Source organism: Agrococcus sediminis (genome assembly GCF_007923295.1).
GTDB classification, from domain to species: domain Bacteria; phylum Actinomycetota; class Actinomycetes; order Actinomycetales; family Microbacteriaceae; genus Agrococcus; species Agrococcus sediminis.
On the sequence record NZ_VOIR01000018.1, the window covers coordinates 32300 to 56165 of the forward strand.

The 23866-nt window shown below is 74.4% G+C and carries 26 protein-coding genes; 19 read left to right on the forward strand and 7 right to left on the reverse strand.

Annotation, left to right across the window (positions count from 1 at the left end):
* Positions 1 to 7 precede the first annotated feature (7 nt).
* The gene (locus FQ330_RS12490) at positions 8 to 946 is read right to left on the reverse strand and encodes an NAD(P)-dependent alcohol dehydrogenase (RefSeq protein WP_146358007.1); all 939 of its coding nucleotides are present in this window, start codon (positions 944 to 946) and stop codon (positions 8 to 10) included.
* Between the two features lie 88 nt (positions 947 to 1034).
* Here FQ330_RS12490 and FQ330_RS12495 point away from each other — a divergent pair, with 88 nt between their 5' ends.
* A complete protein-coding gene (locus FQ330_RS12495; protein WP_146358009.1) occupies positions 1035 to 1715 on the forward strand; it encodes a TetR/AcrR family transcriptional regulator in 681 nt (226 codons plus the stop codon).
* On the opposite strand, the gene FQ330_RS12500 is transcribed toward FQ330_RS12495, so the two are convergent.
* Positions 1628 to 2341, reverse strand: a complete 714-nt coding sequence (locus FQ330_RS12500; protein WP_146358011.1) for a Pr6Pr family membrane protein — start codon at positions 2339 to 2341, stop codon at positions 1628 to 1630. The genes FQ330_RS12495 and FQ330_RS12500 overlap by 88 nt on opposite strands.
* Positions 2342 to 2411: 70 nt before the next feature.
* Between FQ330_RS12500 and FQ330_RS12505 the strand changes: the two genes are divergently transcribed.
* The 9 genes from FQ330_RS12505 (at position 2412) to FQ330_RS12545 (ending at position 11534) form a co-directional block, all read left to right on the forward strand.
* A complete protein-coding gene (locus tag FQ330_RS12505) occupies positions 2412 to 3635 on the forward strand; it encodes a histidine--tRNA ligase (RefSeq protein WP_146358013.1) in 1224 nt (407 codons plus the stop codon).
* A 419-nt stretch (positions 3636 to 4054) separates the two neighbouring features.
* The gene (eno, locus tag FQ330_RS12510; protein WP_146358015.1) at positions 4055 to 5335 is read left to right on the forward strand and encodes a phosphopyruvate hydratase; all 1281 of its coding nucleotides are present in this window, start codon (positions 4055 to 4057) and stop codon (positions 5333 to 5335) included.
* Positions 5336 to 5385: 50 nt separating this feature from the next.
* Positions 5386 to 5844 carry an FtsB family cell division protein gene (locus tag FQ330_RS12515; RefSeq protein ID WP_192575948.1) on the forward strand — a complete coding sequence of 153 codons (459 nt, stop codon included), beginning with the start codon at positions 5386 to 5388 and terminating at the stop codon, positions 5842 to 5844.
* Positions 5845 to 5876: 32 nt separating this feature from the next.
* Entirely contained in the window at positions 5877 to 6374 is a 498-nt protein-coding gene (locus tag FQ330_RS12520; protein WP_146358076.1) for a DUF501 domain-containing protein, read from the forward strand.
* A gap of 43 nt (positions 6375 to 6417) precedes the next feature.
* Entirely contained in the window at positions 6418 to 7752 is a 1335-nt protein-coding gene (locus tag FQ330_RS12525) for an NAD(P)/FAD-dependent oxidoreductase (protein WP_128190308.1), read from the forward strand.
* Positions 7753 to 7860: 108 nt separating this feature from the next.
* Positions 7861 to 8460, forward strand: coding sequence for a TetR/AcrR family transcriptional regulator (locus FQ330_RS12530; RefSeq protein WP_146358019.1), 600 nt, complete (start codon positions 7861 to 7863; stop codon positions 8458 to 8460).
* A complete protein-coding gene (locus tag FQ330_RS12535; RefSeq protein WP_146358020.1) occupies positions 8457 to 9674 on the forward strand; it encodes an alanine racemase in 1218 nt (405 codons plus the stop codon). The genes FQ330_RS12530 and FQ330_RS12535 overlap by 4 nt, the downstream gene beginning before the upstream one ends.
* Positions 9671 to 10963, forward strand: a complete 1293-nt coding sequence (locus tag FQ330_RS12540; protein ID WP_146358022.1) for a D-arabinono-1,4-lactone oxidase — start codon at positions 9671 to 9673, stop codon at positions 10961 to 10963. The genes FQ330_RS12535 and FQ330_RS12540 overlap by 4 nt, the downstream gene beginning before the upstream one ends.
* A gap of 19 nt (positions 10964 to 10982) precedes the next feature.
* Positions 10983 to 11534 (forward strand): LemA family protein, encoded by a 552-nt coding sequence (locus tag FQ330_RS12545; protein WP_146358024.1) that lies wholly within the window; start codon positions 10983 to 10985, stop codon positions 11532 to 11534.
* A gap of 291 nt (positions 11535 to 11825) precedes the next feature.
* Here the strand turns inward: FQ330_RS12545 and FQ330_RS12550 are convergent, their stop codons facing one another.
* Positions 11826 to 13046 (reverse strand): winged helix-turn-helix domain-containing protein, encoded by a 1221-nt coding sequence (locus tag FQ330_RS12550; protein WP_225792864.1) that lies wholly within the window; start codon positions 13044 to 13046, stop codon positions 11826 to 11828.
* 70 nt (positions 13047 to 13116) lie between these two features.
* Between FQ330_RS12550 and FQ330_RS12555 the strand changes: the two genes are divergently transcribed.
* Complete coding sequence (locus FQ330_RS12555) at positions 13117 to 14268, forward strand: AI-2E family transporter (RefSeq protein ID WP_225792865.1); 1152 nt, start codon at positions 13117 to 13119, stop codon at positions 14266 to 14268.
* Complete coding sequence (gene ilvA, locus FQ330_RS12560; protein WP_146358026.1) at positions 14265 to 15557, forward strand: threonine ammonia-lyase; 1293 nt, start codon at positions 14265 to 14267, stop codon at positions 15555 to 15557. Before FQ330_RS12555 ends, ilvA begins: the two co-directional genes overlap by 4 nt.
* Before the next feature lie 86 nt (positions 15558 to 15643).
* On the opposite strand, the gene greA is transcribed toward ilvA, so the two are convergent.
* Positions 15644 to 16132, reverse strand: coding sequence for a transcription elongation factor GreA (gene greA, locus FQ330_RS12565; RefSeq protein WP_146358028.1), 489 nt, complete (start codon positions 16130 to 16132; stop codon positions 15644 to 15646).
* A 55-nt stretch (positions 16133 to 16187) separates the two neighbouring features.
* The gene (locus FQ330_RS12570; protein ID WP_164877096.1) at positions 16188 to 16580 is read right to left on the reverse strand and encodes a DUF4307 domain-containing protein; all 393 of its coding nucleotides are present in this window, start codon (positions 16578 to 16580) and stop codon (positions 16188 to 16190) included.
* Between the two features lie 90 nt (positions 16581 to 16670).
* On the opposite strand from FQ330_RS12570, the gene mca reads away from it, so the two are divergent.
* From mca to FQ330_RS12585, 3 genes are all read left to right on the forward strand, one after another.
* Complete coding sequence (gene mca / locus FQ330_RS12575) at positions 16671 to 17528, forward strand: mycothiol conjugate amidase Mca (protein WP_192575949.1); 858 nt, start codon at positions 16671 to 16673, stop codon at positions 17526 to 17528.
* Positions 17525 to 17806: a hypothetical protein gene (locus FQ330_RS12580; RefSeq protein WP_128189394.1), complete on the forward strand. Its 282-nt coding sequence runs from the start codon at positions 17525 to 17527 to the stop codon at positions 17804 to 17806. Before mca ends, FQ330_RS12580 begins: the two co-directional genes overlap by 4 nt.
* 118 nt (positions 17807 to 17924) lie before the next feature.
* Positions 17925 to 18965, forward strand: a complete 1041-nt coding sequence (locus FQ330_RS12585; protein ID WP_146358030.1) for a hypothetical protein — start codon at positions 17925 to 17927, stop codon at positions 18963 to 18965.
* A gap of 7 nt (positions 18966 to 18972) precedes the next feature.
* On the opposite strand, the gene FQ330_RS12590 is transcribed toward FQ330_RS12585, so the two are convergent.
* Entirely contained in the window at positions 18973 to 19380 is a 408-nt protein-coding gene (locus FQ330_RS12590; RefSeq protein WP_128189396.1) for an Rv3235 family protein, read from the reverse strand.
* A 95-nt stretch (positions 19381 to 19475) separates the two neighbouring features.
* Here FQ330_RS12590 and FQ330_RS12595 point away from each other — a divergent pair, with 95 nt between their 5' ends.
* Positions 19476 to 20111 (forward strand): hypothetical protein, encoded by a 636-nt coding sequence (locus tag FQ330_RS12595; RefSeq protein WP_225792866.1) that lies wholly within the window; start codon positions 19476 to 19478, stop codon positions 20109 to 20111.
* Between the two features lie 4 nt (positions 20112 to 20115).
* On the opposite strand, the gene FQ330_RS12600 is transcribed toward FQ330_RS12595, so the two are convergent.
* On the reverse strand, positions 20116 to 20364 hold the full coding sequence (locus FQ330_RS12600) for a helix-turn-helix domain-containing protein (RefSeq protein WP_146358034.1): 249 nt from the start codon (positions 20362 to 20364) through the stop codon (positions 20116 to 20118).
* A 108-nt stretch (positions 20365 to 20472) separates the two neighbouring features.
* Here FQ330_RS12600 and FQ330_RS12605 point away from each other — a divergent pair, with 108 nt between their 5' ends.
* Genes FQ330_RS12605 through FQ330_RS12615 form a run of 3 tightly spaced genes read left to right on the forward strand, consistent with a single transcriptional unit; the run spans position 20473 to position 23847 of the window.
* Positions 20473 to 21084 (forward strand): hypothetical protein, encoded by a 612-nt coding sequence (locus tag FQ330_RS12605; protein ID WP_146358036.1) that lies wholly within the window; start codon positions 20473 to 20475, stop codon positions 21082 to 21084.
* Positions 21081 to 22334, forward strand: a complete 1254-nt coding sequence (locus FQ330_RS12610) for an AAA family ATPase (protein ID WP_146358038.1) — start codon at positions 21081 to 21083, stop codon at positions 22332 to 22334. Before FQ330_RS12605 ends, FQ330_RS12610 begins: the two co-directional genes overlap by 4 nt.
* Before the next feature lie 4 nt (positions 22335 to 22338).
* On the forward strand, positions 22339 to 23847 hold the full coding sequence (locus FQ330_RS12615) for a sensor histidine kinase (protein WP_146358040.1): 1509 nt from the start codon (positions 22339 to 22341) through the stop codon (positions 23845 to 23847).
* Positions 23848 to 23866 lie beyond the last annotated feature (19 nt).

The window sequence follows — 23866 nt, forward strand, 5'->3', positions numbered from 1 at the left end:
GCTGGCCCTAGGGCCGCACCACCACGTTCCCGACCTTGTGGCCGGAGTCGACGATCGCGTGCGCGCGGGCGATCTCGGCCATCGGCAGGGACTGCACGACCGGGTCGAGCTCGCCGGTCGCGAGCAGCGCGAGCAGCCGCTCGATGTGCTCGCGCCGCGCGCGGGCGATCCCAGCCTTGACCGCGCCGCGCGCGGTGATGGTCTGCCAGAGCGTGGCGGCGACCAGGATGAGCGTGCCGCCGTCGGCGAGGAGCCGCCGGCCGGTCGCGGGGGAGAGCGCGCCGACCGCGTCGAGCACCACGTCGAAGCGCCGGCCGAGCGTGGTGACGTCGGTCGTCGCGCGATCGACCACCTCCTCCGCGCCGAGCCGACGCACGAGCTCGGCGTTCTGCGCGCTCACGACCGCGGTCACGTGCGCGCCCGCGAGCCGCGCCACCTGCACCGCGCTCGTGCCGACCGCGCCCGCGGCGCCGACGACGAGCACCGACTGCCCCTCGCGCAGCTTCGCGACGTCCAGCAGGAAGTGCATCGCCGTCGTGCCGCCGAACACGACGGCCGCCGCGTCGTCGAGCGCGACGCCGTCGGGAACCCGCACGAGCCGGTCGGCGCGCAGCGCGATGAGCTCGGCATGGCCGCCGTGCCCGCTCGCGCACACCACGGCGTCGCCCGGCGCGAGCCCCTCGACGCCCTCGCCGACCGCCTCGACCGTGCCCGAGAGGGCGAAGCCGAGGATGCGTCGGCGCGGCCCGCGCAGGCCGAGCGCGAGGCGAGCGGGCACCGCGAAGCCGCGCGGGAAGCGCGCGCCGCGGATCCGGGCGTCGCCCGAGCTCACGGTCGCCGCCGCGACGCGCACGAGCGCCTCGCCCGGGCCCGCCACGGGGGCCGCGACATCGGCGACCCTCGCGACCTCGGGCGGGCCGTACCGGTCGATGACCACTGCGCGCATCCGATGCTCCTTACAGGTGTAAGCCGATCTGGCGCCAGCGTAGCCTTACAGTTGTAAGCCCGCAAGGGTCCCGTCGAGGAGGTGGCGCATGAGCCAGGGGAGCGGAGCACCGCGGCGCAGCCGCGAGCCGCTCAGCCGCGAGCGCGTCGTCGCCGCGGCGGTCGCCGTCGCCGACCGCGACGGGCTCGCCGGCGTCAGCATGCGCAGCGTCGGCCGGGAGCTCGGCGTCGAGGCCATGTCGCTCTACCACCACGTCGCGAGCAAGGAGGCCCTGCTCGACGAGCTCGCCGGCTGGCTCATGGCGCAGATCGAGCCGCCGCGGCCGGGCGACGCGTGGCGCGAGGGCCTGCGCCGGCGCGCGCACTCCGCGCGCGCCGTCATGGGGGCGCACGCCTGGGGGCTGGGCTTCGTCGAGTCGCGCCGCGCCCCCGGGGAGGCGCTCATGCAGGGGCACGAGGCGGTGCTCGAGTGCCTGCGGGCGGACGGCGTGCCGCTGCGGCTCGCCGCCCACGCCTTCTCGGTGCTCGACGCCTACGTCTACGGCTTCGTGCTCACCGAGCAGCACCTGCCGTTCGAGCCCGGCGGCGCCGAGGCGATGGTCGACGAGCTGGCGCTGCCGGCCGACCGGTTCCCGCGCCTGGCCGAGCTCGTCGCCGAGCTCGTCGTGGGCAGCGACTACGACTACGGCGACGAGTTCGCGTACGGCCTCGAGCTCGTGCTCGACGCGGTCGAGGCACGGCTGGCGGCCTGGACGCCCGACTCGCGGTAGCGGAGGCGCCCGAGGCCGGCGACGATGAAGATGCCCACGACGAACGCGATGAGCACCTGCCCCGTCGGCCACACCAGCCCCGCCCATCCGCCGTGCTCGCCCGGGTCGAGGAACGGGTAGGGGAACCAGCCGTCGACGAGCGCGCCTCGCAGCCACGACGCGGCGAGGTAGGCCACCGGATAGCCCATCCACCACGCGGCCCGCGAGAGCCGGATGCGCCCCGCGGCGGGCACGAGCAGCCAGTCGAGCCCGACCATCCAGGGGATGAAGCGGTGCTGGGCGGCGTTGGTGTACTCGATCGTCCACGCCCACACCTCGTCGGGCTTCGCGAGCAGCACCGCGTAGACGAGCCCCGTGAGCACGATGTACGCGGTGATCGCGCCGCGCACGTGGTCGAACCAGCGGGGCCTGCGCCACTGCGGCACGACCAGCATCCACGCCATGAGGGCGATCACCAGCAGGTTCGACTGCACCGTGAAGTACGCGAAGTGCTCGCTCGCGCGCTCGCCCGACTCGAGCATGTTCTTGATGTTCCAGATCTCGGCCGTGACGGCGAGGAGGAGGATGCCGACCCGCCACGCCACCACGGGCACGGCGCGGTCGTGGAGGGGCCAGCGAGGTCGCACCCGCCCATGATGGCATCGGCGGATGCGCGGGCGGCGCGGCCCGCGCACGCCGTGCGGGAGAATGGTCGCCATGGCAACCCAGGTGCACCCGCCGCGCGGCATGCGCGACTTCCTGCCCGTCGAGAAGCGCCGCCGCGAGCGCGTGCTCCGCGTCATCCGGGACGCCTACGAGGACCACGGGTTCGAGGAGATCGAGACGCCCGTCGTCGAGGACGCCGAGCGCCTGCACGCGGGCCTGGGCGGCGACAACGAGAAGCTCGCGTTCGCGGTCATGCGCCGGGGCCTCGCCGTCGACGACCTCCGCTCGGCCGCGGCGCCGCTCGACCTGGCCGACCTCGGGCTGCGCTTCGACCTGACGGTGCCGCTCGCGCGCTTCATCGCCACGCACCGGGCGGCGCTGCCGCCGGTGTTCCGCGCGATCCAGATCGCGCCGGTGTGGCGCGCCGAGCGGCCGCAGCGCGGGCGCTTCCGCCAGTTCATGCAGTGCGACATCGACATCGCCGGCGAGCCGGGCATCGCGGCCGAGCTCGAGCTGCTCGCCGCGACGGGGGATGCGCTGACCCGGCTCGGCATCCCGGACGCGTTCGTGCGCATCAACGACCGCCGCATCCTCGCCGCGGCGCTGGAGCACGCCGGCGTGCCCGAGGCCGAGCGCGAGGGCGCGCTCATCACGGTCGACAAGCTCGACAAGATCGGCCGCGAGGGCGTGGCCGAGGAGCTGGGCAGCCGCGGCATCGACGGCGCCCGGCTGCTCGCGACGCTCGACGCGATCCGCGACGGCGCGACGCTGCCGGAGGGCTTCGACCCGGCCGTGCTCGACGACGCGCGCTCCCTGCTCGACGCCCGCGTCGGCATCCGTCTCGAGTTCGACCCGACGCTCGTGCGCGGCATGGGCTACTACACCGGCCCCATCTTCGAGATCGCGCACCCCCAGCTGCCGTTCTCGATCGGCGGCGGCGGCCGCTACGACGGCATGATCGGCCGCTTCCTCGGCCAGGACATGCCTGCGGTCGGCATCTCGCTCGGCTTCGAGCGGCTCGTCGACCTCGTCGAGCTGCCCGCGGGCGGCGCGCGCGATGCGCTCGCGCTCCTCGTCGACAAGGCGACGCCGCCGGCCGATGCGCTCGCGATCAAGCGCGACCTCGTCGCTGCGGGCGAGACCGTGCGCATGCAGCGCCGCACGAAGAACGTGACCGGCATGCTCGAGCAGCTCGCGGCGTCCGGCGCCACCCGCTTCGCCTTCGTGCGCCCCGGCGACTCGGCCGCGAGCCTCGAGGTGAAGCCGATCGCCTGACCCGCCGCCTCGAGCGGCGCCTCCCGCGATCGAGTGGCGCTCCGCGCGATCGAGCGGCGCCCCGCGCGATCGAGTGGCGCTCCCCGCGATCGAGTGGCGCCCTGCGTGATCGAGTGGCGCTCCGCGCGATCGAGTGGCGGTTCGCGCGATCGAGTGACGCCCGGCCCTTGCCCTGGCGACATCCGCGATTCCGTCGCGAAGGCGCCACTCGATGTCCGCGGGCGCCACTCGATCCCCGGACCCGCCACTCGATGTCGGGAGGCGCCACTCGACCGCCGCGCGCGCCGCTCGGTGTCAGGGGGCGCCACTCGATGCAGGGGGGGGCAGGGCGGATGCGCTCCCGCAGCGGGCGGGTGTGCAGGGATGCGCCCAGGACTAGGCTCGTCAGCGGCCGTCCACTGCGAACCCTAGGAGCACCCGTGGCACTCATCGACACCCTGCAGGCGCGCGAGATCCTCGACTCCCGCGGCAACCCGACCGTCGAGGTCGAGGTGCTGCTCTCGGACGGCTCGGTCGGCCGGGCCGCGGTGCCGAGCGGCGCATCCACCGGCGCCTTCGAGGCGTACGAGCTGCGCGACGGCGACAGCGCCCGCTACGCCGGCAAGGGCGTCGAGCAGGCCGTCGACGCGGTCAACGAGGAGATCGCCGAGGCGATCGAGGGCCTCACCGCCGACGACCAGCGCGTCGTCGACGCGACGCTCATCGAGCTCGACGGCAGCGACAACAAGAAGAACCTCGGCGCCAACGCCATCCTCGGCGTCTCGCTCGCGGTCGCGAAGGCCGCCGCCGACTCGGCGAAGCTGCCCCTGTTCCGCTACCTCGGCGGACCGAACGCGTTCCTGCTGCCCGTGCCGATGATGAACGTCATCAACGGCGGCGCGCACGCCGACACCGGCGTCGACATCCAGGAGTTCATGATCCTGCCGATCGGCGCCGAGTCGTTCCGCGAGGGCCTGCGCTGGGGCACGGAGACCTACCACGTGCTCAAGAGCATCCTCAAGGAGCAGGGCCTCTCGACCGGCCTCGGCGACGAGGGCGGCTTCGCGCCCGACCTCGCGAGCAACCGCACGGCGCTCGACCTGCTCGTGCAGGCCATCGAGAAGGCGGGCTTCACGCCCGGCACCGACATCGCGCTCGGCCTCGACGTGGCGGCGACGGAGTTCTTCGACAACGGGGTCTACCGCTTCGAGGGCCAGGAGCGCTCGGCGTCCGACATGTCCGACTACTTCGCCGAGCTGGTCGACTCCTACCCGCTCGTCACCATCGAGGACCCGATGAGCGAGGAGGACTGGGAGGGCTGGACCGGCATCACCGAGCGCCTCGACGACCGCGTGCAGATCGTCGGCGACGACCTGTTCGTCACGAACTCCGAGCGCCTCGTCGACGGCATCGAGCGCGGCGCCGCGAACGCGCTGCTCGTGAAGGTCAACCAGATCGGCACGCTCTCCGAGACCTTCGACGCGATCCGCATCGCGACGCAGGCGGGCTACTCGTCGGTGCTCTCGCACCGCTCGGGCGAGACCGAGGACACCACGATCGCCGACATCGCGGTCGCCGTGAACGCTGGCCAGATCAAGACGGGCGCCCCCGCTCGCAGCGAGCGCGTGGCGAAGTACAACCAGCTGCTGCGCATCGAGGAGGACCTCGGCGAGGCCGCGGAGTACGCCGGCGCCGCCGCGTTCCCGCGCTTCGAGGGCTGACCTGCGCGGTTCGGCCGCGACCGGAGGGCACTCGCCGATATCCTCGGCGGGTGCCCTCCGTCCGTCCTGCCTCCGGTCAGCTGCGCGTGTCGTGGCTGCTGCTCGTCGCGGTCGGCCTCGTCCTCGCCGGCGTCGTCACGCTCGCGCCCTCCATCGGGCTGCTGCTCGAGCAGCGCCGCGACATCGCCGCGCTCGAGGCGCAGGTGACGGCGCAGCAGGAGAACGTCGAGGCGCTGCAGGAGGAGCAGGCGCGCTGGGACGACCCCGCCTACATCGAGGCGCAGGCGCGCGACCGGCTGTTCTTCGTCTACCCGGGCGAGACGAGCTTCGTGCTGCTCGACGACCGGTCGGCGCTCGAGACGGCCTCCGCCGACGTGCCCTCGGCGACGATCGAGCAGCCGGCCGAGGACTGGGTCGCGGCGACCGCCTCGTCGTTCCTCGTCGCGGGCCTGACCGACGACGGGCCGTCGTCGTTCGGCGAGCCGGCCGAGGTGGGGGAGCCGCAGTGATCGACCCGGCCACCGAGCGCGACCTCGAGATCATGGCGTCCCAGCTCGGCCGCACGATGCGCGGCGTGCTCGGCATCGGCGCCCGCTGCGCGTGCGGCGCGCCGACCGTCGTGGTGACGGCGCCGCGACTGCCCGACGGCACGCCGTTCCCCACCTTCTACTACCTCACGCATCCGGCCGCCGCCGCCTCCGCGTCGCGGCTCGAGGCCGACGGCACGATGGCCGAGCTGCAGCGGCGGCTCGAGGAGCCCGAGACGGCGGATGCGTATGCCGCGGCCCATGCGGCGTACCTCGCCGACCGGGAGGCCCACGGGCACGTCGAGGAGATCGCCGGCATCTCGGCCGGCGGCATGCCGACGCGGGTGAAGTGCCTGCACGCGGTGATCGCGCACTCGCTCGCCGCCGGACCGGGCGTGAACCCGATCGGCGACGCCGCCCTCGCGCTCGCCGACTGGTCGCCCGAGGTGTGCGCCTGCCCGCCCGAGGACCGGGGGCCGCGCGCGACCGGCGCGGATTCCCACCCGCGATAGACTCGTCGCACATCCACATCTGATACCGGGGAAGAAGCGCGCTTTGACCAAGATCCTCATCGTCGGCGGCGGCTACGCCGGCCTGTACACCGCACGCGGGCTCGAGCGTCTGCTCGGGGAGGCCGAGGCCGAGATCACCATCGTGGATCCGCTGTCGTACATGACGTACCTGCCGTTCCTGCCGGAGGTCGCCGCGGGCTCCATCGAGCCGCGCCACGCGGTCGTGCCGCTGCGCCGCCACCTGAGCCGCACGCGCGTCGTGCAGGCGAAGGTCACGAACGTCGACCACGCGACCAAGGTCGCGACGATCCAGCCCGAGCTCGGCGAGCCGACCGCGATGGCGTACGACGTCATCGTCATGACCGCCGGCTCCGTCTCGCGCACCTTCCCGATCCCGGGCGTCGCCGACGAGGCGATCGGCATGAAGACGATCGAGGAGGCCGCCGCCGTGCGCGACCGCCTCATCTCGAACTTCGCGAAGGCCGCGGCGCTGCCCGCCGGCCCCGAGCGCGACCGGCTCCTGACCGTCGTGGTCGTCGGCGGCGGCTTCGCCGGCATCGAGACGATCGCCGAGCTGCGCGACTTCGCCACGCACCTGCTCTCGCGCTTCCCCGAGATCGCGTTCGAGGACGTCGCGTTCCACCTCGTCGAGGCGATGGGCCGCATCATGCCTGAGGTGAGCGCCTCGACCGCCGACTGGGTGGTCGAGGACCTCCGCAAGCGCGGCGTCGACGTGCACCTCGAGACCCAGCTGCAGAGCGCGCTCGACGGCGTGTGCGAGCTCTCCACCGGCGAGCGCTTCGGCTCCGACCTCATCATCTGGACCGCCGGCGTCATGGCGAACCCCGTCGTGCGCGCGACCGACCTGCCGCTCGACGACCGCGGCCGCATCACCGCGCTCGCGACGCTGCAAGTGGCACGCGACGGCGTCGTCGTGCCCGACGCGTGGACGGCGGGCGACGTCTCGGCCGTGCCCGACAAGTCGAAGACCCCCGGCCCCGGCGGCTTCTGTGTGCCCAACGCGCAGCACGCGGTGCGCCAGGCGAAGCTCCTCGCGAAGAACATCGTCGCGGTGCTGCGCGGCGACGCGCCCCGCGAGTACATCCACGACAACGAGGGCGCCGTCGCGGGCCTCGGCCTCTGGAACGGCGTGTTCCAGAAGGGCAACATCGCCATCAAGGGCCCGCTGGCCTGGCTGGCGCACCGCGGCTACCACGGCCTCGCGATGCCGATGTGGGAGCGCAAGATCCGCGTCTTCACGGGCTGGTGGAACAACTTCTGGCTGGGTCGCGACATCGCCGAGCTCTCCGACCGCGAGGTGCCGCGCCAGGCGTTCGAGACGTTCGCGTCGCGCCCGAAGCCGAAGGTCGACGCCTAGGCTCCGCCCCGCACGACACGACAGCGCCGCATCCCTCCCGAGGGGCGCGGCGCTGTCGTATCGTTGTCGTGGACGCCCGTCCAAGTAGGCGTGCAGAACGGAGCTCGCGTGGCGCGGAAGCCGGCCGCGGTGCGGCGTCGGGACCTCGTGGAGGCAGGGCTGCGCGTGATCGCGCGCGAGGGGATGCACGGGGCAAGCGTGCGGGCGATCGTCGCCGAGGCGGGCGTGCCGCTCGCGACCTTCCACTACGTGTTCTCGTCGCGCGACGAGATGATCGGCGAGGCCTACGCCTTCGTGGCGCTGCGCCCCGAGGAGAACACCATGGCGGCGATGCCGGAGGGCGCGACCCTCGACGACGCCATCCGCGCCATCTTCACGCTGTGGTTCGAGCGGTTCCTCGAGCACCCCGAGTACGAGCTCGCGATCATGGAGATCATGGCGTACTGCAGCCGCACGCCCTCGCTCGCGCACCTGCCGGGCGAGGTGCAGGAGCGCTACCTCGAGGCCGTGACGGATGCGGTGGAGGGCCTGCGCGAGCACTTCGGCGCGAGCGCGGCGATGCCCGCCCGCGATGCGGCGGCGCTCGTGCTGCACCTGACCGACGGCCTCACGTACTGCTGGCTGCGCACCCACGACACCGAGGCATCCCACCGCTTCATCGAGGCCGCCGTGCCGCTCGTGCGGCGCACGATCGACGACCGCTCGTGAGCGGGATCCGGCTCGAGGGCGCGGCGCCCTGGCTCGCCGAGGGCCACTGGCGCCGGCTCGACGCGGCGACCGCGCACCTCGACGGGCCGTTCGCGGCGCTGTCGCTCGAGGCGCTCGCGCACAACGCCGCCGACATGGCGCGCCGCGCGGCCGGCACGCGGCTGCGGCTGGCCACGAAGTCGGTGCGCAGCCGCCCGGTGATCGAGGCGGTGCTGCGCCTGCCCGGCTGGCACGGCGTGCTCGCCGCGACGCTGCCGGAGGCGCTCTGGCTCGCCGCGACGGTCGACGACGTGCTGCTCGGGTACCCGACCGTCGACCGGGGTGCGCTGCGCGCGCTGGCCGCCGACGACCTGGCGCGCGAGCGGGTGACGCTGATGGTCGACAGCGTCGAGCACCTCGACGCGATCGACCGCGCGGCGCCCGGCCACCCCGAGCTGCGGGTGGCGATCGAGCTCGACGCGTCGCTCGAGGTGGGGCCCCTGCGGGCGGGTGTGCGGCGATCGCCCCAGCACCGCCCCGAGCAGCTGCGCGCGCTCGCGCGGGCCGTCGCCGACCGTCGCGGGTTCCGGCTCGTGGGCGTGATGGCGTACGAGGCGCAGATCGCCGGCGTGCAGGACGCCCGGTCGCGCGGGCTCGCGCCGGCCGCCGCGGTGCGGGCGATGCAGGGGCTCTCGCGCCGCGAGCTGCGTGAGCGGCGAGGCGCCGCGATCGCCGCGGTGCGCGAGGTCGCCGAGCTCGAGCTCGTCAACGGCGGCGGCACGGGATCGATCGAGTCGACGGCGGCGGATGCGTCGGTCACCGAGATCGGGGCGGGCAGCGGCCTGTTCGGTCCCCACCTCTTCGACGGCTACCGCAGCTTCCGGCCCGCGCCGGCGCTCGCGTTCGCCCTGCCGGTCGTGCGTCGCCCGGGGCCGGGCTCCGTGACGCTGCTCGGCGGCGGCTGGGTCGCCTCCGGGCCCGCGGGCGTCGACAAGCAGCCGCTCGTCGCGTGGCCGGAGGGCATGCGCCTGGATCCGCGCGAGGGGGCGGGCGAGGTGCAGACGCCCGTGCTCGGGGAGGCCGCCGACCGGCTGCGGCTCGGCGACCGCGTGTGGCTGCGCCATGCGAAGGCCGGCGAGCTGTGCGAGCGCATCGACCGCCTGCACGTCGTCTCGGGCGACCAGGTGGTGACCAGCATCCCCACGTACCGTGGCGAGGGGAGGGCGCTGCTGTGACGTGGACGAACTGGGCCCGGTCGCAACGGGCCGAGCCGCGCGAGGTCGACGCGCCGCTGACGATCGAGTCGGTGCGCCGCGCCGTCGAGCGCGTCGCCGCGCGGGGCGGCACGATGCGCCCCGTGGGCAGCGGGCACTCGTTCTCGGGCGCCGCTCGGCCCGACGACGCGCAGCTGCGGCTCGACGGCCTCACCGGCCTGCTCGACGTCGACCGCGAGCGCCGGCGGGCGACGGTGCTGGCCGGCACGCGCATCCGCGACCTGTCGCTGCTGCTCGCGCAGCACGGGCTCGCGCTCGACAACCTGGGCGACGTCGACGTGCAGACGATCGCGGGTGCGATCTCGACCGGCACCCACGGCACGGGGCTCGCGCACCGCTCGATCGGCGCATCCGTCGTCGCGGCGACGCTCGTCGCGGGCGACGGCAGCCTCGTGCGCGTGAGCGTCGAGGAGCGGCCCGACCTGCTCCCCGCCGTGCGGCTGGGGCTCGGGGCGCTGGGCGTGCTCGTCGACGTGACGCTGCAGTGCGTGCCCGCGTTCGCGCTCGACGCGGTCGAGACGACGGTGGCGCTCGACGCCGTGCTCGACGACTGGATGGGGCTCCTCGAGCGCACCGACCACTTCGAGTGCTACTGGTTCGCCGCCACGCGGGTCGCGGCGACGAAGTCGAACACGCGCGTCGATGGGCCGCTCCGGCCGCGCTCGGCCGTCGGCCGCTTCGTCGACGAGCGGCTGCTCACCGACGTCGGCCACCGGGCGCTGCTCGCGCTCGGCGCGCTCGTGCCCGCGACGGCCGCGCCGCTCAACGAGCTGTCGGCGCGGCTGCTGCCGCGCGGGAGGTTCGTCGAGCCGAGCCACGAGGTGTTCGCGGCGCCGCGCGCGGTGCGGTTCCGCGAGCTCGAGTACGGGCTGCCGGTCGAGGCCGTGCCCGAGGCGCTGCGCGAGATCGACCGGGCGCTGCGGCGCGCCGACCTCGTGCTGACGTTCCCGTTCGAGCTGCGCGCCGCCGCCGCCGACGACGCCCACCTGTCGACGGCGCTCGGGCGCGACACGGGCTACATCGCGGCGCACCGGTGGTGGCGCGAGGATCCGCGGCCGCTGTTCGAGATCGTCGAGCCCATCCTGCTCGCGCACGACGGCCGGCCGCACTGGGGCAAGCTGCACTCGCTGCGGGCGCCCGAGCTCGCCGAGCGCTTCCCGGGCTTCGCCGCGTTCGCCCAGGCGCGCGACGAGCTCGACCCCGCGCGCGTCTTCGCGAGCTCGTGGACGCGCAGGGTGCTCGGGGCCTGACCGTCCTACAGTGGAGGGCATGGAAGACCCCCTCCTCTGGCTCTGGATCGCGGTCGGCGCGATCGTCGTCGTCGTGCTCGTCCTCGTCGTGTGGACAGCCTCGGCCGCCGCGTCGATGCGGCGCCTCGGCGAGACGGTCGACGCGCGCTGGCGTGCCCTCGCCGAGACGCTCGAGCGCCGCCGCGGCGTGGCCGATCCGCTGCTGTCGACCGCCGACGAGGGGCAGCGCCGCACGGCGGCGGATGCCTTCGGCCGGCTCGAGAGCGCGCGGCTGCCGGGGGCGAAGGCCGAGGCGGAGGCCGCGGTGCAGCGGGCGCTGCGCCCGCTCGTGCAGGCGGCCGGGTCGCAGCCCTCGGGATCGGCGGCCGCGGATGCGCGTGCCGCGCTCGCGGCGCTCGACGACGAGGCGCAGGCGCGCCGCCGCGACTACAACACGGGCGCGCGCGAGCTGAACGCCAAGGGCCGCCGGTTCCCGACGTCGCTGTTCAAGGGCGCCGCGGGCGTGCCGCGCGAGTTCTTCGAGGTCGACCAGGCGGGCGCCGTCGCGGAGCCGCCCCGCATCCAGTTCTGACCCTCCGCTGGTCGAGGAAGCCGGCGCAGCCGGCCGTCTCGAGAAGGAGCCTCCCGCTGGTCGAGGAGCCGCCGCAGGCGGCGTCTCGAGACCACCCGATAGCCGCGTGCGCCAGGTCTCGTGACGCGTGCGGGCTGCGCCCGCGCGCTCCTCGACCAAGCGGGACGCTCCCCGCTGGTCGAGGAGCCGCCGCAGGCGGCGTCTCGAGACCAGACCACACAGCTGACCGGTCTCGTGACGCGTGCGGGCTCCGCCCGCGCGCTCCTCGACCGAGCGGGGACGGGGTCGGTGTCAGCCCCGCCGCACCGCCGCCGCGACCTCGCGCGCCCACGTGCCCGGGCCCGTCACCTCGACGCTGCCGAGGCCCTGCCACGCCGCCGCCTCGGCGAGCGCGGGCGCGAGCCGCTCGGCCAGCTCACCGGCCCGCTCGGCGTGCGACGGCTCGACGGTCGCGTGCTGCACGCGCAGCACGCCGGCTCGGCGGTCGCTCTTGAGGTCGACGCGGCCGACGAGCTCGTCGTCGACCAGCACCGGCAGCACGTAGTACCCGTGCAGGCGCTGCGGCGCGGGCGTGTAGATCGAGATGCGGTACTCGAAGCCCCACAGCCGCTCCGCGCGCGGGCGGTGCCAGACGATGGGGTCGAACGGCGACAGCAGGGCCGTCGAGCGCACGCGGCGGGGGTTGCGCGTCCGCGCCCACCGGTAGGCGGGGCGGGCCCAGCCCTCGACCGAGACCGGCTCGAGCTCGCCCGCGTCGACGAGCGCATCCACCGCCACCTGCGTGTCGGCGCGCTGCAGGCGGTGGTAGTCGGCGAGGTCGTCGAGCGTCGCGACGCCGTAGGCCTCGGCGGCGCGTGCGACGAGCACCCGGTGGGCCTCGCCGCGCTCGACCTCGCCGCGCGCGGCCTCGGGCAGCGCCGCGTCGGCGACCGCGTAGCGGCGCTCGAAGCGCGAGCGCCCCACGGTGACGAGCTCGCCGCGCCGGAAGAGCACGGCCGTCGCCCAGTACGCATCCGACTTGTTCCACCACCCGCCCGGCAGCCGCTGGTGCGCCGGATGCTCCATCTCGCTCGGCCGCATCGGCCCGCGCTCGGCGAACTCCGAGAGCACGCCGTCGATGAGCGTCGAGTGCTCGGCGGCCCAGCGCTCGTCGTTCGGGCGCATCGGCTGCTGCCGCTTCCACGCCCACAGCGGCCAGTCGGCGACGTCGATGACCGCGGCCTCGTGCGCGACGTACTCGGTGTAGCCGCCGAGCCGCCGCCCGTGGTCGTGGTGCAGCAGGCGGTCGAGCGCGGTGCGGTCGTAGGGCCCGAGCCGGCTCAGCAGCGGCAGGTAGTGGCTGCGCTCGAACACGTTCACCGAGTCGAGCTGCAGGAGGCCGAGCCGGGCGATGGCCCGCTGCAGGGTCTTGGCGCCGGTGCGGCCGCGCTCGCCGGGCAGCGCCCCGTCGAGCCCGCCCGCGGCGATCGCGATGCGGCGCGCCTGGGCGGCGGAGATGCGGGCTGCGGTCACGCCTCGGAGGCTAGCAACGGCCGCCGACGCATGCCCGCGCCGTGACCGCCCCGCGCCGTAGGATCGACCAATGGTCCTCCGACGCTCCACGCCCGAGGGGCCTGACGCGCCCTCGGGAGCGGTCGACGAGGTGGTGCCGCGCGGCATGCGCATCGCCGGCGCCTGGGCATGGCGCTTCGTCGCCGTCGCCGCGGCCGCCGCGATCGTCATCTGGCTCATCGTCGTCTTCCGCATCGTGGTCATCCCGCTGCTGGTCGCGGCCCTCATCACCAGCGCGCTCCTGCCGGTCGTCGACGGCCTCGTGCGCGCCCGCTGGCCGCGCGGGCTCGCGGTCGCGGTGTCGATCGTGGGCCTGCTCGTCGGGGTCGTCGCGCTCGGCTGGCTCGCGGTCTCGCAGATCCGCGACGAGTACCCGGCGCTGCAGGAGCAGGCGGTCGAGTTCTGGGATGAGACGCGCGGCTGGATCCTGTCGCTCCCGTTCGAGATCGACGCGCAGGATCTGCAGGGGTTCGGCACCAACATCATCGGCACGATCCGCGACGACGTCTCCTCCGTGCTCTCGAGCGCGCTGTCGGTCGGCTCCTCGGTCGGGCACTTCCTCGCGGGCGTGCTGCTGACGCTCTTCGCGCTCATCTTCGTGCTCGCCGACGGCCAGCGGATCTGGCGCTGGCTCGTCGGCGTGCTGCCGAAGAACGCGCAGGCCGCCACCGACGGCGCGGCTCGCGCCGGCTGGGTCACGCTCGGCAACTTCGTGCGGGTGCAGGTGCTCGTCGCGTTCATCGACGCGGTCGGCATCGGCCTCGGCGCCTTCATCCTGGGGCTGTTCTTCGAGGGCGGCATGCCGATCGTGCTGCCGATCGCGATCCTCGTCTTCCTCGGCTCGTTCATCCCCATCATCGGCGCGATCGTCACCGGCACCATCGCGGTGCTCGTCGTGCTCGTCTCGTTCGGCTTCTGGCCGGCGGTCATCATGCTCGGCATCGTGCTGCTCGTGCAGCAGATCGAGAGCCACGTGCTGCAGCCGCTCATCATGGGCACGGCCGTCAAGGTGCACCCGCTCGCGGTCGTGCTCGCGGTCGGCGCCGGTTCGACGATCGCGGGCATCGCGGGCGCGTTCTTCGCCGTGCCGGTGGTCGCGTTCCTCAACAACTTCGTCAAGACCATCGCGACCGGATCCTGGCGCACCAACCCCGACCCATCCGTGGAGGACGTCGTCCGATGACCGACACGACCCGACCGGGAGCCGCCGCGCTGCCCGGTACCGCAGCCCCGGCCCCGACCGGGTCGGCCCTGCCCGGCCCCGACCTCGCCGGCTTCGAGGCCGCCCGCGCGCGCCTCGTCGACGTCGTGCAGGTCACGCCGATGGAGCGCTCGCGCTACCTGAGCGGCATGCTCGGCGCCGAGGTGTTCCTCAAGTGCGAGAACCTGCAGCGCACCGGCGCCTACAAGATCCGCGGCGCCTACAACATGCTCGCGAAGCTCGACGCCGAGCAGCGCGCCCGCGGCGTCGTCGCCGCATCGGCCGGCAACCACGCGCAGGGCGTCGCGTTCGCCGCGACCGAGCTCGGCATGCGCTCGACGATCTTCATGCCCGTCGGCGTCGCGCTGCCGAAGCTGCAGGCGACGCGCGACTACGGCGCGGCGGTCGAGCTGCGCGGCCTCGACTTCCAGACGGCGCTCGCGGCCGCGATCGAGCACGTCGAACGCACCGGCGCCACCTTCGTGCCGCCCTACGACCACCCCGACATCATCGAGGGGCAGGGCACGCTCGGGCTCGAGATCCTCGACCAGGTGCCGGATGCGACGACGGTGGTCGTGCCCATCGGCGGCGGCGGGCTCGCGGCCGGGGTCGCCTCCGCCATCCGGCAGCGCGCCGCGCTCGACGGCCGCGAGATCCGCATCATCGGCGTGCAGGCGGAGCGCGCGGCGAGCTACGTCGACTCGCTCGCGGCGGGGGAGCCGACGACGATCGTCACGCGCCCGACCATCGCCGACGGCATCGCGGTCGCGCGCCCCGGCGCCCTGCCGTTCGCGATCATCCGCGACGCCGTCGACGAGGTCGTCACGGTCTCCGACGACGACATCGCGCGGGCGCTCATCGTGCTGCTCGAGCGCGCGAAGCTCGTCGTCGAGCCGGCCGGGGCGGTGGCGATCGCGGCGATCATGACCGGGCTCGTCGCGGCCGACGGCCCGACGGTCACGGTGCTCTCGGGCGGCAACGTCGACCCGCTGTTCATGGAGCGGGTCATCTCGCGCGGTCTCGCAGCCTCGCAGCGCTACCTGAAGGTGCGGATGGCCCTGCCCGATCGTCCGGGCCAGCTCGCGATCATCGCGCAGATCGTCTCCGACGAGCAGGCCAACGTCGTCGAGGTGCTGCACACGCAGCACGACGCGTGGACGTCGATCACCGACGTCTCGATCGACATCTCGGTCACGACGCGCGGGCCCGAGCACGCCGAGCGGGTGCTCGAGGCGCTGCGGCGCGCGGGCTACGAGCCGCAGGTGCTCTAGACCGCAGCCGAGCTGCCGCACGACGAAGGGCCCCGCGCAGCGCGGGGCCCTTCGTCGGTCGCGGCGGTCGGCCGCGGTGCGCGAGCCTAGCCGCGGTACGTCTGCACGTCGGTGATCTCGACGTCGATCGTCGCGCCCGACGGCGTCTGGTAGCTGGCCTTCTCGCCGATCTTCAGGCCGAGGATCGCTGCGCCGAGCGGGCTCGCCTCGCTGTAGACGTCGAGGTCGTCGCCGGCCTCCGCGATCTCGCGGTTGCCGACCAGGAAGGTGGTCTTGTCGCCGGCGATCGTCGCCGTGACAACGGTGCCGAGCTCGACGACGCCGCTCGCCGTGGGCGCGTCGCCGACCTTGGCGGTGCGCAGCAGCTGCGTGAGCTGGGCGATGCGGGCCTCGATCTGCGCCTGGTCGTCCTTGGCCGCGTGGTAGCCGCCGTTCTCCTTGAGGTCGCCCTCGTCGCGGGCCTCCTCGATGCGCTTGGCGATCTCGGCGCGGACGGGACCCTGCAGGTGCTCCAGCTCACCCTGCAGGCGGTCGTGGGCCTCCTGGGTCAGCCAGGTCTCCGTGGTGCCGTTCATGTGGTCTCCCGATATGCACAGAACCGGCCCCGAGTGGGCCGGTCCGGGGGACAGTCTATGACAGCCAGCACTCCGAGACCAATCCCGTGGTCGCCGGCTCGCTCGTGCGCACCTCGACCCGGTGGGTGCTCGTGAAGCCCTCGGCGGGCGGCAGGTCGAGCTCGAGCCAGCCCACGACGCCGTACGCGGGGTTGAGCGCCTGCACCGCGCACGACACTTCGGTGCCCGCGTCGACCGACACCTCGAAGATCACCTCGACGGTCGTGTCGTCGACGATCGAGAAGCCGATGTCGCGCGTCTGCAGAGATGTGCGGCTCGGGTCGGTGCCGACCCACCACACCCACAGGGTCGCGACCACCAGCACCGCGACGCCCGCCGCGATGCCCAGGATCCGCTCCCGGCGCGACCAGCTGCGCGTGCGCCCGTAGCGGGCTTCGAGATCGGTCATGCGGGCCTGTCGTGGGAGGATGGGTGCGTCCATCCAGCCTACCGTCGCGCCGCTCGGCGCGGCTCGGGCTGCACTTCGAGGGGAGAGCCCGTGCGACGGCTGCTCGCGGTGCATGCGCACCCTGACGACGAGTCCAGCAAGGGCGCGGCGACGCTCGCCCGCTACGCCGCCGAGGGCGCGCAGGTGACGGTCGTCTCCTGCACCGGCGGCGAGAGCGGCAGCGTGCTCAACGAGCGCTTCGAGCCGCTGCACCGCGCCGTGCGCGACATGACGGGCGTGCGCCGCCTCGAGATGGCGGCGGCGCAGGAGGCGCTCGGCATCGACCACGCGTGGCTCGGCTACGTCGACTCGGGGATGCCCGACGAGGGCGAGCCGCTGCGCGAGCTCTCGTTCGCCACCATCCCGCTCGAGATCTCGGGCCGCCCGCTCGTGCGGCTCATCCGCCGCCTCCGGCCCCACGTGGTCGTGACCTACGACGAGACGGGCGGCTACCCGCACCCCGACCACATCCGCTGCCACGAGGTGACGATGTGGGCGGTCGAGCACGCGGCGAGCGGCCTGCCGGAGCTCGGCGAGCCGTGGGAGGTGCCGAAGGTGTACTTCGACCGCACGATGAGCGGCGCACGGCTGCGCGCGCTCCTGGGGGCGCTCGAGCACACGGCGCCCGACGACGAGCGGCTGCCGTTCGTGCGCGAATGGGCCGAGCGGATGGGTGACCGCGGCGAGACGATGACGACCCGCGTCGACGTGGCCGCGCACCTCGAGGCGCGCGACCTCGCGCTGCGGGCCCACGCGAGCCAGGTGGATCCCGAGTCGCGCTTCTTCTTCTGGCCGAACGAGCTGCTGCGCCAGACGTGGCCGACCGACGACTACGAGCTCGTGCGCTCGCGCGTGCCCGCCGACGGGCCGGAGGACGACCTCTTCGCCGGCGTCGAGGAGGACGCATGATGCCGCTGCTGCTCGAGGAGCTGCCCTACGACCCCAACCAGGTCACGCCGGGCTGGATCGGGTTCACCGCCACGGCGCTCGTGGCGATCGTCATCATGGCGCTCATGTGGGACTTCAACCGCCGGGTGCGGCGCATCAGCGACCGCGCCGAGGCGAAGGAGCGCATCGAGGCCGAGCTCGCCGAGCAGCGCGCGGCTGAGGCCCCGGATGCGCCCGCCGGGCACCGCGCGGACGACGCGGACGGGCGCGCCGACGAGGCGCCGCCGCGCACCCCCTGACGAGTCCGGAACCCCGCAGACGACCCCTTGACGGGCCCGAGGGCCGGGCGGACACTGAGCGCAGCAGCGTCGCCCGCGCCGGGCGGCGCTCGCGGCATGCCCGCCGGAGGGAGCTCTCATGCGCCGTCGTCTTCGCAGCCCCAGGGACATCGACGGGTTCGGCCGGCTCGTCGCGGCCCTGCGCGTCCATCTCGAGCAGCGGCATCCTGCCAACGACGCGGAGCGCGCCATCGCCGAGTCGATGCGGGCGAACGACGTGCCCGTCGACGCCGCCCGGCGCATGCTCCAGACGCTCGACGCGATGCCCCGGCGAGCGCTGCTCTCGCTGCTCGGCGACGTCGCCGACCCGGGCTTCGTGCCCGCCGAGCGCACCCCCGAGCGCCCCGAGCGCACCGCGCAGCCGGTGACGCTCACCGTCTCGTCGACGGTGCTCGCGCGGCTCGGCCGCCTCATCGACACCGGGGCCGTGGCGGCCGGCGACGTGCGGGAGGAGATGCTCGACGAGCAGACGGATGCGCCGCCCGTCTACACGATCAACTACCGAGGGCTCTGGTGCGAGGACGAGACCACCTGGGACTGGGTGTCGTGGGCGGACGAGATCTACGTCATCACGAGCGCCGTGTACGTCGAGGGCGGTGCGAACGTGGTGCGCACCGAGCGGCACCCGGTCGCCGAGGACGATCGCTGGTACGAGGACGTCGACTCCGACGAGGCGAGGCTCGGCCCGGTCGCCGCGTGCTGGCACGGCAGGGCCGACACCGTCTCGCTCACCGCAGTCGTGATGGAGCACGACATGGGCGACCCGGACGCGTACCGGGAGGAGATCGACGCGCTCGTCAAGGCGGCGCTCGCCGTGCTCGCCTACTTCTACCCGCCCGCGGCGCTCGCCCAGCTGCTGAGCTCCACGATCACCGACGCGGTCAACTGGCTGCTCGACACCGCCGACGACCCGATCGAGACGCAGACGGTGGTGCACTCGAGCGGCATGCTCGAGGCGCTGTCGACCAGCTATCGCGCGACGTACCTCGGCGAGGGCCAGCGGCACACCGGCCTCGAGTACCACTTCCTCACGAACCACGCCGGCGGCGGCGCGCGCTACGTCCTGGGCTTCGAGGTGCTGCGCGACCCGGAGCACCTGCCGGAGGGCCCGTTCCTCTAGCGCCGGCTCACAGCACGGCGAGCGACGTCGCCCGCCACCGGCCGTCGAGGCCCTCGAGCCGGATCGCGACCGCGCGGCTGCGCCCCGACGAGCGCACGACCACCGCGCCCTCGACGACCCCGTCTGCCGTGTGGCACGCGCGCACGCTCGTGATGGCGAAGCCGGGCACGGTGCGCTCGGCGCTGCGGCCACGGCCTCGCCGGGCGCTGAGCGCCCGCTGCACGAGCAGGTCGTAGGTCGGCTCGGTGACCCAGCGCGCGATCTGCTGCACCTCGCGCACGCCGAGCAGGATCTCGATCACGCTCGTGGCGAGGTTCTCGAGCAGCGGCGCCGGGTCGGGCAGGGCCGCCGACGAGCACGGCTGGAAGTCGAAGAACTCCTCGGCGTCGACCGCCGTCATCCGTCGTCTCGTCATGCCCTGCCCCCTCGCATCCGGCGCCTCCCGGGTCGGCCTCGCGCCGCGGCGACGCCGTCGCGGGAGAAGGTAGCCGGATGCGCGGCGGGCGGGGGATGGGCAGATCTGCCCTGTGGAGAGCGCTCGACACGGGCGCGTGCGCGGCGGTTAGATTCGCCCGCGTGCGCTTCGACGACCTCTTCGACGACCTCGAGAGCCAGCTCGAGGCCGAGCTGGGGGCCGAGCGGCGCGACCTCGAGGCCGAGGAGGAGCGGTTCCGCGTCGGCCGACTCGAGCTGCGCGAGCGCATCGCCGCGGCGCCGCGGGCGCTCGACCTGACGCTCCGCGGCGGCGGGCGCCTGCGCCTGCGCCGCATGGCGCTCGGGCGCGACTGGCTCAACGGCGTCGTGCTCGAGGGCGCGCCCGCCGAGACGGGCGCGATCGTGCCGCTGCAGGCGATCGCCGGCATCGAGCTCGACGCCGACGGCGCCGCGGCCTCGGTGCGGCCGACCGACGCCGCGGGCGACCTGCAGGCGCGCCTCAGCTTCGCGTTCGCGCTCCGCGACCTCGCGCGCCGGCGCGCGCCGGTCATCCTCGAGGGCGCTCTGCCGGTCGCGGGTACGATCGACCGCGTCGGGCGAGACCACCTCGACCTCGCTGTGCACGAGCCGGGCGCGCATCCGCGGCTCGGCACCGTGCGCTCGTGGCGGATCGTGCCGTTCTCGGCCTTCGACTGGGTGCGGCTGCCGTAGCGGGTCAGCGCTGGCCGAACAGGTCGGCGATGCTCGCCGACTGCGCCTGCCGCCACAGCCCGCGACGGCGCTCGAGCTCGAGCTCGCGGTCGACCCACGACTGCACCTCGTCGTCGGCGACGCGCCAGGCGCCGCCCACGCGCACGCCGCGCAGCTCGCCCGCCTCGAGCAGCTCGACGACCGCGGCCGGCGTCGTGCCGAGCACCTCGGCGACGTCGGCGACGGCGAGGAACCGGCGGGCTTCGATGGGCATGGCCCCATTGTGGGGGAGGGTCGCGCCGCGTGAGCCGACCCTGTGGAGAACTTCAGCGACGCGCCCGGGCGTCCTGCCACGGTGGTGCCACCGACGAGGGAGGACGCCATGGCAGCACGCCGCACCTGGATGGATCCGAGGCTCGTGATCGGCGTCGTCCTCGTGCTCGCGTCGCTCGCGGGCGTGTGGCTCGTCGTGCAGGAGTCGTCGCGCACCGAACGAGCGTGGTCGGCGACCCGCACGCTGCTGCCGGGCGAGACGATCGGCGCCGGCGACGTCGAGCCGGTCGACGTGCGCCTGCCGCAGTCGCACGCCCACTACCTGGATGCGTCGCACGACCCGGTGGGGCTCGTCGTCGCGTCGACGGTCGGGCAGGGCGAGGTGCTGCCGGTGCGCGCGGTCGGCACCGCCGCGAGCGAGGATCGCGCCGCGGTCGTGATCGACGTCGAGGGCGCGCTGCCGCGCTCGGTGCGCGCCGGCGCCATCGTCGACGTGTGGACCGCGGCGCCCGCGGACGACGGCTTCGCCGCGCCCGACGTGCTGGTCGACGGCGCGGTCGTGGTGGGGCTGCTCGAGGACGAGGGGATCCTCGCGACCTCGGGAGCGCAGCTCGAGCTGCTCGTGCCGAGGGATGAGACGGCGCGGCTGCTCGAGGCCGTCTCGAACCAGCACGCGCTGAGCGTCGTGCCGCTCACCCAGCCCGTCGAGGCGGCGCCGTGATCGGCATCGCCGTCTCCGCGCCGCTCGAGCGCGAGGACGCCATCGTGCGCGAGGCCGCGCGGCACGGGCACCGCGTCGCGATCCGCGCCGCGACCGCCGCCGACCTCATCGAGCGGCTCGCCGCCCGTCCCGCCGACGCCGAGCCGCGCATCGACCTCGTGCTGGTCGTGGCCGACGAGCACCACGCGAGCCGCGCGCTCGTCGAGGCGTGCGACGAGCGGGCGCTGCGGCTGCTCGCGCTCGCCGACAGCGCCGCCGAGCGCGCCCGCGCCGCGACGCTCGGCCTCGAGGCGGTCGCGTGGGCCGACGGGTTCGCGGCCGTCGAGGCCGCCGCGACGCCTTCGGCCGACGAGGCGCCGGCCGCGGCGCGGGAGCGCGGCCGCGTCATCGCGGTGTGGGGCCCGGCGGGCGCGCCCGGCCGCACGACGGCCGCCATCGCGCTCGCTGCGGAGCTCGCGCTGCTGGGCCGCAGGGTCGCGCTCGTCGACGCCGACACCACGAGCGCATCCGTCGCCCCCGCGCTCGGGCTGCTCGACGAGTCGCCCGGCTTCGCCGCCGCGGCGCGCCTCGCGCGCGCCGGCAGCCTCACCGTCGACGAGCTCGACCGCGTCGCCCAGCAGGTGCCCACGATGGGCGGGGTCGTGCGCGTGCTCACGGGGATCGGCCGCGCGAGCCGCTGGCCCGAGCTCGGCGGCGATCGCGTCGCCGAGGTGCTCGAGCGCTGCCGCGACTGGGTCGACTGCACCGTCGTCGACGTGGCCGCGAGCCTCGAGCGCGACGAGGAGATCTCGAGCGACCTGTTCGCGCCGCGGCGCCATGCGGCGACGATCGCGGCGCTCGAGGGCGCCGACGAGATCGTCGCGGTGTCGGGCGGCGACGCGGTCGGGATCGCGCGCCTCGTGCGGGCCCTGCCCGAGCTGCGCGAGCTCGTGCCGCAGGGCAGGGTGCGGGTCGTGGTGAACAAGGTGCGGGCCTCCGCGATCGGCGTCGCGCCCGAGCTGGCGGTGCAGGAGACGCTGCGGCGGCTCGCCGCCGTCACGCCCGAGGCGTGCTGGCCCTACGACGCGCGCGCCGCCGATGCGGCGCTGCTCGAGGGGCGGCCGCTCGTCGACGTCGCGGGGCGCTCGCGGCTGCGCCGCCGCGTGCAGGAGCTCGCCGCCGCGCTGCTGCCCGGCGACGCGCCGCCCAGCCGGGCGGCCCTGCGCGCGGCCGAGCGGCCCAGGCGCAGCTGGCGCGCCGCGCTACGCTGATCGGGTGACGAGCCTGACGTCGATCGCCGAGCGCTACGGCCGCCTGGATGAGCAGGAAGTGCGCTGGCTCCACCGGCTCGTGGCCGACTTCCAGCTGCTGGCCGACCTCGCCATCGGCGACATCGTGCTGTGGCTGCCGACCGGCGACGAGCACGGCTACATCGCCGTGCAGCACGCGCGTCCCGCCGGCGCGGCGACGCTCTTCTACCGCGACATCGTCGGTCAGCCGGTGCGGAACGCGTGGCGCGAGCAGGTCGGCCGCGCCTTCGAGGAGGGCATCTCGCTCGACGGCGACTCGCCCGAGTGGGGCGTCGAGACCGATGCGAAGGTGCGGGCCATCCCCGTGCGGCGGCGCGAGGCGGAGCCGTCGATCGCGCTCGTCGAGCAGCCGATCGCCGTCATCACGCGGCACGCCAACCACGCCGACACGCGCAGCGCCGGCCGCCTCGAGCGCACCTTCAAGGAGTGCGCCGACCAGCTGTTCCGCATGATCGCCGACGGCGACTTCCCGGACCAGGCGGCCCCGTCCGGTCCGCGCCGCGGTGCCGCGCGCGCATCCGACGGCCTGATCCGGCTCGACCAGGCGGGCACCGTCACCTTCGCGAGCCCCAACGCGCTCTCGGCCTTCACGCGGCTCGGCTTCGTCGGCGAGCTCGAGGGGGAGTCGCTCGCCGAGATCACCACCGAGCTCATCGACGACTCGCACGAGGTCGACGAGGCGCTGCCGCTCGTCGTGACCGGTCGCGCGCCCTGGCGCACCGACATCGAGACGCGCACGGTGACGCTGACGCTCCGTGCGCTGCCGCTGCGGCGCGGGGCGTCGAGGCTCGGGGCGATCGTGCTCGTGCGCGACGTCACCGACCTGCGCATGCAGGAGCAGACGCTCATCACCAAGGACGCGACGATCCGCGAGATCCACCACCGGGTGAAGAACAACCTGCAGACGGTCGCGGCACTGCTGCGCATCCAGTCGCGGCGCACGAAGAGCGACGAGGCGCGCACGGCGCTGCAGGACGCCGAGCGGCGCGTGTCGTCGATCGCGGTCGTGCACGACACGCTCTCGGAGGGCCTCAGCCAGTCGGTCGACTTCGACGCGGTCTTCGACCGGTCGATGAAGCTCACGAGCGAGCTCGCCTCCATCCACAGCGCGCACGTGCGCACCGAGCGGCTCGGCTCCTTCGGCGTGCTGCCGAGCGGCTACGCGACGCCGCTCGCGCTCGCGCTGACCGAGCTCGTCACGAACGCGGTCGAGCACGGGCTCGCCGGCCGGCAGGACGGGCTCGTGCGCATCACCGCCCGGCGCGACGACGAGTGGCTCACGGTGCAGGTGTGCGACAACGGCGCCGGCCTGCCGCAGGGCAGGGTCGGCAGCGGGCTCGGCACGCAGATCGTGAAGACGCTCGTCACCGGCGAGCTGTCGGGCTCGATCGACTGGGGCGCTCGGGCGAGCGAGGGCACCGAGGTGACGGTGCGGGTGCCGCTCGGCTACATCCGCGAGGACGACGAGGCCTGAGGCCGCGCGCCTCCCCCGC